General features: G+C 46.8%; 7 protein-coding genes. 5 read left to right on the forward strand and 2 right to left on the reverse strand.

Annotation, left to right across the window (positions count from 1 at the left end; translation table 11 throughout):
* Window positions 1-14: 14 nt before the first annotated feature.
* The 3 genes from Pla110_RS20965 to Pla110_RS20975 all read left to right on the forward strand — a co-directional run bounded on the left by Pla110_RS20965 (window position 15) and on the right by Pla110_RS20975 (window position 5551).
* Complete coding sequence (locus Pla110_RS20965; RefSeq protein ID WP_144998912.1) at window positions 15-233, forward strand: hypothetical protein; 219 nt, start codon at window positions 15-17, stop codon at window positions 231-233.
* Window positions 234-434: 201 nt separating this feature from the next.
* Window positions 435-980, forward strand: coding sequence for an RNA polymerase sigma factor (locus tag Pla110_RS20970; protein ID WP_261342287.1), 546 nt, complete (start codon window positions 435-437; stop codon window positions 978-980).
* An 80-nt stretch (window positions 981-1060) separates the two neighbouring features.
* Window positions 1061-5551, forward strand: a complete 4491-nt coding sequence (locus tag Pla110_RS20975; RefSeq protein WP_144998916.1) for a protein kinase domain-containing protein — start codon at window positions 1061-1063, stop codon at window positions 5549-5551.
* Between the two features lie 358 nt (window positions 5552-5909).
* Here the strand turns inward: Pla110_RS20975 and Pla110_RS22775 are convergent, their stop codons facing one another.
* On the reverse strand, window positions 5910-6056 hold the full coding sequence (locus Pla110_RS22775) for a hypothetical protein (RefSeq protein ID WP_197440368.1): 147 nt from the start codon (window positions 6054-6056) through the stop codon (window positions 5910-5912).
* Between the two features lie 618 nt (window positions 6057-6674).
* Between Pla110_RS22775 and Pla110_RS20980 the strand changes: the two genes are divergently transcribed.
* Window positions 6675-7709, forward strand: coding sequence for an NADP-dependent oxidoreductase (locus Pla110_RS20980; protein WP_144998918.1), 1035 nt, complete (start codon window positions 6675-6677; stop codon window positions 7707-7709).
* A gap of 378 nt (window positions 7710-8087) precedes the next feature.
* Here the strand turns inward: Pla110_RS20980 and Pla110_RS20985 are convergent, their stop codons facing one another.
* Window positions 8088-11138 (reverse strand): DUF4339 domain-containing protein, encoded by a 3051-nt coding sequence (locus Pla110_RS20985; protein ID WP_144998920.1) that lies wholly within the window; start codon window positions 11136-11138, stop codon window positions 8088-8090.
* 195 nt (window positions 11139-11333) lie between these two features.
* Here Pla110_RS20985 and Pla110_RS20990 point away from each other — a divergent pair, with 195 nt between their 5' ends.
* Window positions 11334-11804, forward strand: coding sequence for a transposase (locus Pla110_RS20990; RefSeq protein ID WP_144998922.1), 471 nt, complete (start codon window positions 11334-11336; stop codon window positions 11802-11804).
* Window positions 11805-13479: the final 1675 nt, after the last annotated feature.

The following is a 13479-nucleotide window of genomic DNA, read 5'->3' on the forward strand; positions in this document are numbered from 1 at the left end:
GTCGCTCGTAAGCGATGGAACCAGTTGGAATCACTGGTTTTCAACGTCGGCTGAATAAATTTACGATACGGCTGAAGGAATACGTTGCACATTACCATTCCGGGCGGAATCATCAGGGACTCGACAATCAGTTGATTGAACCTGGTGAAGAAGTCGGAAGCATCGCAGGTAAAATCGAATGCCGCAAACGTCTCGGCGGTCTGCTCAAGTATTACTATCGCGACGCTGCGTGAAACCGCTTCGCTCACAGACCACAATTCTTGTAACGATCCGCGCTACCGCTGCGCTCGCAAGGTCAGTTTCGGATCGATTCTGATGATAATCCTCAGGTCGCTAAACGAATCTCGTTCGAAATCCGTCCCTCGTCTGGAACATAACCAATTGGAATCTCTCGTTTTCAACGTCGGCTAAATAAATTTACGATACGGGCACTTTTGAAAGAAGCGGGACAGAACAATGACCAATCATGGAATCAGCTAGTGGAGACTTACGGGCCATTCATCTACCAATCTATTCGTCGATCGGGCATACAGTCTGCTGATGCAGCAGATATCATGCAGATCGTTTTGCTGGAAGTGCATCGCAGCCTGCAATCATTCGAGCGGCAACATAAAGGTTCTTTTCGTAAGTGGCTCAATGCGGTCACTCGTAATAAAGTGATCGACTTTTGTCGTAAACGCAACAAGTTAGAAGAGATCACCACACAACAGCAATCAGACGTTGCAGATTCCGAGCACAAGATTGACCAGGCAATTCCTGATGAGCGTCAGCAGGCGTTAGTGAAGATTCTTCAGGATGTTAAGAACTCGGTGTCAGGCAAGACATGGCAGGCCTTCGAGATGACGGAAGCCAATGTGGAGACCTCCGATCAGATAGGCCGTAGACTGGGAATCAGTGCTGCAGCGGTCCGTATGGCACGCCGTAGAGTGCTCCTGCAAATTGAACTTTTGTACGTTCAACACAAACAAAAACCAGAGTAACGTGACAACGGTTCGTTAGATGTAAAGAAGGGAGACTATTGCCCGTTACTCCCTAAATCATCCTTTCACCGGAACTTTTGATGAGTTGTCCCAATTCCAGAACGATACCTGAGCTTCGTACTGAACAATTCAATAGCCAGGAATTGAACGATTTCCTTGATCACGTTTCCAGCTGCGATTATTGCTACGAAGTGTTTCGGTCCGAACAGTCCACATCGAACGATTCGAATCTGGAAATTGAGGTTCACGAAGCTCTGGAAAATTCACGACTTTCTGAAGAGCCCGAATGCAGGGAAGTTCTCTCCCGTCTTCTCGATCAACAGGACTCGAATTATTTTCAGGAAGTGTCTGCCCCAGTTTTCGAGCCCGTATCACCAGGCACAATTCTCGGTGACTTTTATCTCGAGCACGTCATCGCACGAGGTGGCATGGGTACAGTGTACGCCGCCGAACAGATATCCCTCAAACGCAGGGTAGCGTTTAAGCTGATCAATACAGGAATGCAGCCAGCCGACGGAGTGTTTCAGCGTTTTACGAATGAAGCTATGGCCCTGAGCCGCATGGATCATCCGCAAATCATTCCGGTACTGACCTGTGGTCACTGTGGTAACTCGTTTTATCTAGTGATGCCTCTGATTGACGGAATCAATCTGGCGAATTTAATCCAGCGTTTGGTCGATCAACGAAGCCGATCAACAACGGAAGTTTGTGCGACCACGGTTGAGACTGACTTTAAAGAACATCCCCTGCACGTCAGTCCTGATGAGGAGAGCTCGTTTGTTGTTAATCTCTCCAATAAGATGAACAACTACTGCGAGAACTATCCCAGAGACATTTTTGGGGGAACCGATATCAAGTCGCCAGAGTTCATTCGGAATGTGGTGCAGCAATTCATCTGCCTGGCAGACGCTCTGCAATACGTCCACGATCGAGGCATCATTCATCGTGACATTAAGCCCTCAAATATACTGATAGATCGCGAAGGGAAAATGCGAATTGGTGACTTCGGTGTTGCCAAACTCGATGATAACCTCACAATGACGGCCACTCACCAGCTACTTGGTACTCCCCGTTACATGAGTCCTGAGCAGATCCCAGGTAACAAACGATTCGTCGATCACCGTACCGACATCTATTCACTGGGAATCACACTATACGAGTTACTTACTTTGAAGTCAGCGTTTGAGAGTGGTTCTATAGAAGAAATAATGTTCCGCATCGAACAGGAACAACCGTTCTCCTGCCGAATATATAATCCGGCGATCCCGCTTGATTTGGAAACGATTATTCTGAAGTCAATCGAAAAATCGAGTGAGGATCGCTATGTATCTGCCTCCCTGCTCGCAGACGACCTTCGTAGATTTCTGGAAAATAAACCCGTACTTGCTAAAAGACCAGGGCCTTCAGAGCACATCATTAAATGGATCTCACGTCATCGAAGTGCTGCGGCAGCTATTGTAGCCGGCATGGCCCTGATGCTCATCATGAGTATCGTTATACTTGCTAAGGTTTCCGATGCCGTTCGCAAAATGGAAGCGAGCCAAAAAGTCGCGGAAGAGTCTCTGGATCAGGCAATCGAAACTACTTACGCATCTTCATTCGCACTTGGGTTCAGGGCCTACCAGGATTATGACCTATCGTCTGCGATGGAAATCCTGAAAGCAGACAAGTTCAAAACGAGTAGTAAAGATTATCGAGGTTTTGAATGGCCCCTTTTGATGCAACGCATCCAAGGCGATTCGACATCGATGCCTCTTTCGAATAAACCCCTGTACTGCATCGCCGAATGCGATGATCGACGACTTCTTGCGGTCGCCGGACAGGAGGCCGTAATCTATCTTGTCAACGCCCTCGACTTTTCAGTGCAGAAGACGATACTCACTAATCAGAGTGAAATAAACGACTTGGATTTCTCAAAGGAGGGCTCACGTCTCGTTTCGGCGGAAGACAATGGTTCTATCTGTGTGTGGAATTGCCAAAATGGGGAGCAATTATTAACCATTCCCGCACACGATGGGGTCGTTTATTCTGCGAGTTTCTTCAAGGACGATAGCCGAATCATCAGCCATGCACGCGACAAAGAGTTCAACATTTGGCACTCCGACACTGGTGAAAATCTAGACGAACTCAAACATCACGACGACAGGATCGTTATCTCAACAATAAATAGTTCCGAGAGGCTACTCGCTTCGATCAGTCGAGATCATAAACTCCTCGTTTACGATCTCGTCGAACAACGCCTTGTCCTGAAGAAATCCATCCCCCAGGAGAATAGCCGGGTCTCTGTCACTGCCCTGACTTTTTCTCCGGACAGTCGTTTTCTGTATTATGGCAGAAAACAAGGTCTTATCTCCCGCGAAGACCTACTGACTAAAAAACACGAGGATGTGGCGAGTCACAGGGATGAAATCACGTCGATTCGATTTGATTCTGAGGGGTCGAGATTATTCACTGCAGACGTCTCGGGTCTGGTGCATATCTGGAGTATTTCTGACCAGAATAATGCGGGACAAGAAGTGGCTGATTCATTAACCCCAATGGATCGCTGGACTACCCCTGAACCATCCCGTCCCGGAGGCTTTGATGTTCATCCCAATGGTACATGGGCCTGCATCTACCACAAAGGTGAGGTTTCTTTTTTAAACTTGCAGACCCGCGAACGGCAAACATTGGACTTCCCGGCTACGGCCGACCTCCTCAACCCTGACTATAGTCGGGGACCTGACGAAGACCTATTATGTTTCAGTCCGGATGGAAAATGGTTAACATTCCTGACGGAGGTATTCCATCTTGAAGACGGAAAATGGTCCCATCACGTTAAGATGTCCTATCTAGCCAAGAGATGTTTCGCATTGGAGTATACTAACGACAGTCGATCTCTGATAAGCTCAATTGGATCTGGAAGAATCATATTTGCCGACAGTTGGAAGGGGACACACATAGATCAACCTTTCAAAGCAGACGATTTGAATTACCGTAATCTGGAGCAAAGTGATGTTATCGCGGTTTCCAATAAAGATAGTTTCGTTGCAGTTGGCTCGTACAATTGCGACATCCTCCTCTACGATGTAGGCACAAAAAATAAGATCGGCGATCTGCCTGGAAATAATCACGGGATCGAAGACATGGACTTTTCACCAGACGAATCTGTTCTCGCAATCGCCCGGTCCAGTGGGAACGAGATCGAGTTTTGGCATACACAAGGAGACGATTCTGCTGAAAGCACTCAAGCATTAGAGCATGATAGTAATCACATCAAGTGCATCCAATACTCGCCGAACGGACTATGGCTGGCGACTTCAGCCGAGGATAACGACGGGACAGTCTACCTGTGGGACCTGAACCGCGAGCAAATTATCTGGCGGCGCCCCGTCCCGACGTCCTATTTGACTTTCTCCACTGATAACCAGAGGTTATATACCTTCAACGAAGGGGTAGGAGAAATCTGCTGTTGGGATCTTTCCTCGCTCCTCAGTCCCAATAATGAAACGCACCTGTTCGCGTCCCAGCAAGAGTCATCCGAACGTATTCTCAAACTGGATAGTACCAGGTTATTACGTCGTGGAGAGTCAATCGATATCGTGACCCAGTCGAATGGCAACATTGTGTCCGTTGGAGAGCATGGGAAATTATCTGTCGCGAGCGAATCTAATCGTGAGACGATTCAAATCCTTAATGATAAGCATAATCAGATTGAGTCCAATGTTGGAACGAGAACCATGTCCGTCGGAGGCAATCGTTTGGTTGCTTTAAAAGAAGACCAACACTTGGAAGTCCACGGTTTCACCGAAGGCCTCTTTCAATTGGAAAAAAACATTCACGCCCCTGAAGTCACTTGCGTCAAGTTCTCTTCAGATGGCCACTTGCTCTTTACTGGAACACAGCACGGTTCTCTTCAGTCACGAGATCCTGAAACATTAAAAACGGTCAAAACATGGACGCTGGCTGCGTCCGCAACAATCGAAGATATTCAAGTTTCTTTCAACGGAGAATACGTCGGAATCATACAGATCGATCCCCCCGGACGGGAACCTGGACGTTACTTGTCTCTCTTGAATTTGAGCACGGGAGAGGAAAGTTTTCCTTTTGGTCCAGACACAGACGTTGACTGTTTTGCATTTGCGAATCAGCACAACTGGATTTCCTGTGGAATCGACAGCCGCCTTATGATCCGGCACCTAGACAACCAGAATACGACGACCTTTCAGATACCTAAGGGACATTTTCGTTGCATTGACTTTGCACCGACTGACGATAAGGTCGCGGCATGCTCAGACCGTAAGGTATTGCTCTGGGATATGACTACACACCAGCAGCTGTCGATGCTGCTAGGATTTGACACCAATCCCTGGGAATTAAAGTTCTCGCCAGATGGACGATCACTCGTCGTGATCGCGGAAGATAATCGTTTGAAGATCTGGAACGTGAAGACCAATCAGTTTCTAAAGATCGACGATTATCTGAAAGTCGATACAATCGAGTTCTCACCAGAAATCCCAGGAATCATGTCTCTCAACCGGGGCAATCCCCCGGTCATTAACTACCTCGACTACGACTGGAATCATGATTAATTGAATAGCTGAGCGTGGTATCTCTGCTTTAACGCGATGTGGCTGGTTTAAGAGCTATCGCAGGCAACATCGTACCTGATTCGAATGGCATGCTCTCTCCATAGTTTGTCCCAAACGCTTATTTAACAAGGTCTTACAGCCAGGTTGGTTTAGTGCAGCGAAATCTCTTGGATTCCAGTAAACACTCTATTTATAGACTTTGATAGAAGTTCAATTTTTTAAAGTCTGACAAGAACTCTGACATGGATGTTCTGTGCAAAACCAGTGATCGCCATTTCTTCGAGAGCTATAGTTGACCGTACTCAACCATGATTCATTTTGCAATCGTTTGCAAAATAATCCAGATCTATTTTGGTCCTTACACCAATATCTCATCCAGGATTTCCGCGAAGACGGCATCACTCATTTCAGACAGAGCAAGTAGTTCGACAGGTTCTTCGAAGATGAGTTGTCGCATAAAGACTCCGGCCGTGTCACCGATACCGATTCCACTCCAGATAATCAAGAATTGATCACCATCCGGCGTCCTGCGTTGAGCGACGGTTGGATTCCATTGACGACCGGGGAGTTCCTCGTTGATAACTTCAGAATCACTGATCGCTGTGTCAATGTCATCGCAACGGCGAAGTTTAAGTCGTAGTCGTTCCCCGTGTTCTGTTGAGACCAGAAGACAAAGTCGCTACCACCGACGGGCTCTCCTGTAGACCAATGGTTTCGGAGTTCACCAACACTTCCTCACCTGTCATTACACCTGCAGAAGAGAGACGACGTGTGAAAACATGACCTGTATCTCCAGCGTTCTTGCCGATCCCGCTAACAGCGGAGTTCCCATTGCCTGCCAGGGTTACTCTTGTCACCTGTTCAAGATTTAAATGTTATCGAGTTAATGAGGAGTGTTTGACGTCCACAGAATCAGCCACCCGTGAGAAGTTGTTTTCGACGTCACCGCCATTCTGTATTGCTGATGTCGACGATTTTTAGATTTCTTCTGATCAGAACGGGTAGTGGAAGAAACTATATCTGTTTCCCTTATTCCGAATTCAACGATAGAATTGCTTTAATAAAGACAAATGTGAACGAAGCAAGAACCTATAGATCGAATCACGAGTAAGGATTTCCGAACATGTTTCAAAGCCAAGACCAAAACCGACGGATTGTCCTTAACTCTCGCCCGCAAGGCGCACCGAAGCCCTCGGACTTTCGAATGGAGAAAACAAGTGTCCCGGAACCAGCGGCTGGTGAATTCCTTTTACGTACGATCTATTTATCGCTAGATCCTTACATGCGAGGACGGATGAGTGAAGGTCCCTCCTACGCAGAGCCAGTCGCATTGGATGAAGTCATGGTTGGCGGTACCGTTAGCCGCGTAGAACGATCAAATCACCCTGAGTTTGAAGAAGGCGATCTCGTTCTGGCCAACAGCGGCTGGCAGGACTACACCGTTTCTGACGGCACTGGACTTGTTCGGCTTGACCCGAGCTTGAAACACCCATCGCGTGCTCTCGGTGTATTAGGCATGCCAGGGTTCACCGCATATATGGGGCTCTTGGATATCGGTCAGCCTCAGCTTGGGGAGACTGTAGTTGTGGCCGCGGCAACTGGAGCGGTCGGATCGGTCGTTGGACAGATCGCAAAACTCAAGGGATGCCGTGTTGTTGGAGTTGCTGGCGGCGAACAAAAGTGCCGTGTCGCAGTCAATGAATTGGGATTTGACGCTTGCATCGATCATCACGCCGAGAACTTTGCCGAGCAACTTGCTGCGTCCTGTCCACGAGGCATCGATATTTACTTTGAGAATGTTGGAGGCAAGGTCTTTGACGGAGTTCTTCCGCTGCTCAACACGAAAGCACGTGTTCCACTGTGCGGACTGATCGCCCATTACAACGATACAGAACTGCCGCCTGGACCAGATCGTCTTTCGCTGTTAACAAAAACACTCTTGATCAAGCGAATTAAAATGCAAGGGTTTATCATTTTCGAAGACTACGGTTCACATTACGGCGAATTCGCGAAGACGATGGATAGTTGGGTTAACGAAGGCAAAATCAAAGTTCGAGAAGAGATCAGGGAAGGTCTTGAGAACGCCCCGGATGCATTTATTGGACTTCTGGAAGGCAATAATTCCGGCAAACTCGTGATTCAAGTTGGTCATCTCTAAACAACAAACAACTTCTTTCCCGACGGGGAATCCGCCGGATGATTCGGTATCGATTCCAAACCTTTGAAAGGGCTAAGCATCAGATGCTATAGTGAAATTGATTGAGCTGTTGCTCAATCATTCCTTACCATGATCCGGAGCGATTGATTTATGCCAAAGCGACCGACAGTGATTCGCAAAGGCATCAGTTGTTCTGTTTGCGAAGAATCGAACTGATCTCGCTATACAAGAAGAGTCGGAAGAAAAAAGCAACTCGGGATGGAAGTTCTTCCGAATCTCAGCATTAAGCTCCCTATGGTTCGACTCGCGTAGGCGGACGCCTGGTCTCCGTTGCAGTTTGGAGAATGAGTGAGTGGAAAAGAATAACGAGCTGTCAAGTTATCGCAAGTGCGCTTCCAGAAGCTCAAATTCACTAACCTCTGTGAATTCGCGTGAAGCTCCCGATTTGCTGACAGGCAGTATTCCGTATTTGATCCGATATTTATTAGTGTCCCAGTGGTTAATATAACCGCCTACGACGTGAGTAGCACCGGCGCGTTGCATCGCCTCAATGCATTTTTCCTCATAAGATTTACGATCTGTCGGGCGACTGATGAATGAAGTACGTTCATCATCGCCGATGTCATTGGCTGCAATTCGAACCATTGGGACGTTCAGTTTAATCAGACCTTCATATAATATGCGATCTAATGTCTTTATGGCATCCATAGTTTCAAGGTAAGAACGCATCGCTTTATTTCGGTTGCGGAGACGTTTGTGGTTGGGGGATCCAGGTGGCGGTGGCTCCCAAATGAGGGAGATCAATCCGCCTACGTGTCTTTTGTTAGTGGAATGAATAACAATGTCGTCGATATCAAGAAAGCTGTTTTCAGGCCACCAGTCTTCCGCCCCGGTATCGCTAGCAACAGCGGTGCAGTGATTGTCATAAACTTCAGTAACGATCAACTCCCGCGACAGCATCTCCTCTTGGGATTTTTCTACCTCAGGATCCCCAATACTTGTGTTATTTCCCACTGGTCTCAACACATACATCCGGTCTCCCGGACGAATTCGTTTTCCCTTTCCAAGCGAAAAAGTAACCTCATCGTTATCGATTTTAGTAATTCGTCCGGCACTGGGCATGAATCCACTGACAATTCGGCTCAACAGGTATCTGTTAAACTGATTTGGAGGGACTTCGTTGAAATCGTCAATTAATTTAATTGAAACATTATCCGCAGATACGTGATGAAGTGTTTTTTCAAACAGCGTGCGGTAGATAACTGTGTCGTCCTTGAGGGCTGATTCCAAATAGACGATATATCCTGATTTCTGATAATTCGACTCTTCGAATCCCTGTCCCGGATCAATGATTCTTCTTTTTTCAACACCGACGAATGATTTCTGCACCTTTTCATCATTTACTGGGGTGAGCAAGGCCGTTTGCCCGGAGCTCAAGTAATATTGCCGCGTCAACATGCCACTGTCTCGTACGCGATCAGATTGTCCCGCCCAAAGTACCTGGCGCGTCCCCACCTCGACCAGACGAATCGACAAATGATATTCCCCGCCGTCTCGAGCAGGCTTCAACTCAGCAATAACGACGTGTGTCGCATTAAATAAACTGCTCAACGGAATAGCGTTTTCCACAGAATCCATATGAAGTACATCAGGATCAATAATTGATAATCCTAACTTCAGCAATTCATTGAGTTCGTGAAACAGTGACATCTTATATTCACGTTCGAGTACACTCAGGTTTAACCCATTCAATACAGCATAAAGCTCGTCTTCCAAATATGCCTTTGCACGCTCGAGGGTGGGTGGTTTCTTTTTCCATTCGTTATATTCGTAGCTCCATTTTCCATACTTTGCTAATGTGTCGATCCACGGTGTTTTAAAATGCGGATCAGGCATCTCGGGTTTACCAGAATCTCTGGCGTAGTCATCAACCTGCACGTGAATTGCGAGATTCACATAACTCTCTTCCTTCGGTAATTCGATCGCTTGCGCGATGCTGAGTGCCGCGTATTCTAGAAAGTCGGATGTATTGAGCTTCGGGATAATGTCGTTCTTCCTGCCAATCGTCAGACTCCCGATCCGAATCTGATCTCGCGGAATGCTGATGACGCTTTTGTTTCCAATACCGAAAAACTTCAATTCATTACCTTCAATCCCCTGAAAGAATCCCACCCGACGTTTCTTTTGCGAGAGGTCATCAAAGGCGACGAACTTCACACTGTCGACACCTACTCGATCGAAGGGGACGATCTTGTACTTCTTCCAGTACTTCCCGGCTTCTGACTGAAGTATGTCCGACAGTGGTTCCCCCTCTTCGGTTTCCTGCAGTATGCGTTGAGTCAGTTTTTTGTCGATTCCAATACGTGGAATATCGCTCTTTCTCAGCAGATGAATTATTTGCGGTGCAAAGTTACTTGTATCTTTTTTCACAAGTCTGAATTTCCCATCCTCGTCAACTCGCACTCCTCCCACCATGGCTGTCGGGTTGACGAAAGCGAATTCCACCGATTGCCAATCGTGAATAGACTCCAACTTTGAAGTGAGATCTTTCAACTCCTCCGTCAGTCTTTTTTGCTCTTCGCTCAGTTTGCGTTTTTCAGAATTCAGATCATCTTTTTCAGTCTTCAGCTCTCGAATATCATGTTCCAACGCCTCTCTGCGTTTCCGTAAATCCTCCAATTGAGATTCGAACACGGCAGTATCCGGTGCTGACTGAACAACACCATGAGCTCTAGTGGGTGCGTCGGTCGCCTGATTACGACCTAGGTACCATGCCCCAAACACCAATACCACCAGCAGAGAAATAGCGGTGGGAATTCCGATACCTAGCCAAAGCACTGTTTTAGTCTTACGCCCAGTTAGGCTTGGACCAGACGTCACTAAATCCTGAGGCGAGGATGCCACAGGATGCATTGCGTGTGGACTATTTATTGCTAACTGATGGGGGTGAGGCACTCCGGGAGAATAGACCGGCCCTTGCGGATAATGCTGAGGCCAGGGCTGCGTCTGATCCGGTGAGAGATTTGCAGGGTAAGCTGCAACCTGAATATCACCCATCACTGGCTCCAACGGAAGGGAGGGTGGAGGGCTGTCCGATTCTATATCCAACTCGTCTGGATTATCCACTGAAGGAACGGGGCCAGATTCCGATGAAGACGTTTCAACAGATTCTAGTTGGTTTTCCAGTCTCAATTCAAACTCGGATGTTTTAAAACAACTTTCGCCAGTAGATTCATTGAGTGTAGACGCGGATTGTTGAGGAAAGAGGCTGCTCAGTCGCCCAGCCGCGATCCATTTCTTGGTGGACGCATCCTTGGAGAGCAATGTATCTCGTTTTATACGCCCTTCCTTAAGGAATCTTTTCATCTCGGATCCGGCGAAGGGTCCTGAAATGCCTTCATTCTCTTTAATAAACCAGGTACTCGGCATCTTAAGCTCGCTTCATATTTTGGTTCGCGAAAGGAAATTCTACTCAAGACATAATAAAAGCTATTGATACATTCGGGAGCGTAGATGATATAGTTTGTCTTCCGAGAACTATAGAGGCAGTTTCAAAACCATAGAGATACTGAACAGTTTGGCCTGTTGATTGCATTGTCACGTCTCCTGAAAGGAGACTTAACAATGGACATGACGCTGGAACTGTACCCCTCACTCGAACGGTATCTCGCAGCGTCCAGGACGGACTGTGTTACGGAACTCACTGATGAGCAATGGCTGTTGATCGAAGACCTCTTTCCCTGGGAGGGGCCCACTCGAGCGGGGGGGCGGCCGCAGGCACCACCTCGGGAATGCTTGGAAGGCATTCTGTGGGTGCTGCGAACCGGCGCTCGATGGAAAGATTTACCAAAATCGTTTCCCTCTTTTACAACCTGCTGGAGACGTTTCAAAGAGTGGACCGAATCGGGAGTATTTCGACTCGCCTGGGAACGGCTCGCAGAGAAACTCCAACGGGAGGGAGAACTCGATTGGTCCGAAGGAATGGCCGAAGGGACGTTTGCCCCTGCTAAAAAAGGGGGGAATGTGTTGGCCCGTCCAAATGTGGCAAGGGCTCCAAGATCATGCTGTTCGTTGATGGACACGGAACACCGCTGAGTGCAGAGGTTCACAGTGCTTCTCCCTAGGAAGTGAAACTGAGTGAATCGTTGCTCGACCATACCGTTATTCCTTATCGTAATCCAGAGCGATTGCTTTATGATAAATCGCCGACATTGATGCCCTTCGTCATCGACTCTTCTGGTGGCGAGGAATTGAATTAGTCACGCCCCACAAAAGAATCGTAAGAAGAAACCGACTCAAGATGGTCGAGCCTTACGCCGCTACCGCAAACGCTGGAAAGTCGAACTAGAACCGATAATTATTGCGATTCGTTTGATGTCCTCTCCGAAATCCTGGAAAGCGATGTCAATTTTGCAACCGATTGAAAAGATATGCCTCGTCTGAATCGAATTCGGTATCGACATATTTGATCTTGACTTGCGATGGTGGCTTTCAGCCATTCCGTTCTTTCCTGAGAAAGCAGGATAAAGTCAAACCGCTATGCCTTACCCTAATAAGCCTGAACATGAACGGCGAACTTAATAAAATAGACGCTACGTCTAAAAGGTGTAAATTGGGAGGCAGAACTGTCCTCTTCTGCCAACACTTATTGGGAAGAACGTTAAAAGGGTAGATTACTTAACGCCAGTGCACAACATGACAAGAGTGCGAAAAGAGAAGTATCCAATGAGACTTATCGGTCTTGTATTACAGACTTCACTGCAGCCACAACCGAATTCCAGGATAGGTCCTAATTCACAGTATCTGATGATAAGTTTGATGGACTCGTCTGAAACGTTGAACGCATAGAACTCTTCGGTGGCCTATTCGAGTATCACTTTTGCGATGCTAACGCTCTTCATCTTTCAGCGATTAAGTAGCCTGAAGACCCCATGCTTCCAGAGTACCCAGACTGTTGTTATTGATTTTCAGAAACATCAAAGCAAATTAATTATCAGTGTCGGGTAAGACACATCCCAAGATGTTTGTCATTGCCGTCTGCCAATATTCATTCGTAGCTTTGTTCGATTGTATTTACGATACCGAGTTCGGCTTACTTAAAGCATTGCTGTGTGACGAGTAATTATATTAAATTAAATATTCCTTTAAACATATGAAATGTGGTTGATCTTTTTTTGAATAACAATTATCTGTGGGAGTGTCTTGATTTCACATCTCATTTATTCAAGCATCTTCTCTATTCTTGAATTTGCATTATTCTGCAGTCTCCTCACACTTCTGATTAATATTTTGTTGGCCATGATTTCTCGTTTGCAAATATCTCCAGAGTCAAATCGTACTTCATACCCTTCGCCAACCAGTTGTGTGATGGACTAATATTCTGTTTTACATTGGCGACAACTTCACCTTGTCGCTCGTCACTACCATCCTGTTGTGAGTGATACTCAGGGTTATCTCGAAGAAGAATTGAATTCGACGAAGGTGGCACATTCGTGTTTATCTTAATCGGCTTCATTCATCTTCATCAACAAATGATTGTTTTATGCTGCCTAACTCTCTTCTAGCTGACACTCTTTGTCTCAGCATGTTTCAAATACATATCACTACTTAAATAATTGATTTCAAGAACGTGCATTGATGTTTCTTCTCTGAGGATTCTCGTGTACCAGTTCTCTCCAATTCATTGCGCCTGTTGGTCGACAAATGCGTCGATGGTACGCGCCGAGTCCCCGCCCTCCCTTCAAGTTGAATTCGATCAAGGACTACCCTG

Origin of the sequence: Polystyrenella longa, assembly GCF_007750395.1 — a bacterium.
Lineage (GTDB): Bacteria > Planctomycetota > Planctomycetia > Planctomycetales > Planctomycetaceae > Polystyrenella > Polystyrenella longa.

Excerpts from the sequence above, each read along its gene's own strand:
- Pla110_RS20965 (WP_144998912.1), top strand. The coding sequence starts at position 15 with ATGGAACCAGTTGGAATCACTGGTTTTCAACGTCGGCTGAATAAATTT.
- Pla110_RS20975 (WP_144998916.1), top strand. The coding sequence starts at position 1,061 with ATGAGTTGTCCCAATTCCAGAACGATACCTGAGCTTCGTACTGAACAA.
- Pla110_RS20980 (WP_144998918.1), top strand. The coding sequence starts at position 6,675 with ATGTTTCAAAGCCAAGACCAAAACCGACGGATTGTCCTTAACTCTCGC.
- Pla110_RS20985 (WP_144998920.1), bottom strand. The coding sequence starts at position 11,138 with ATGCCGAGTACCTGGTTTATTAAAGAGAATGAAGGCATTTCAGGACCC.
- Pla110_RS20990 (WP_144998922.1), top strand. The coding sequence starts at position 11,334 with ATGGACATGACGCTGGAACTGTACCCCTCACTCGAACGGTATCTCGCA.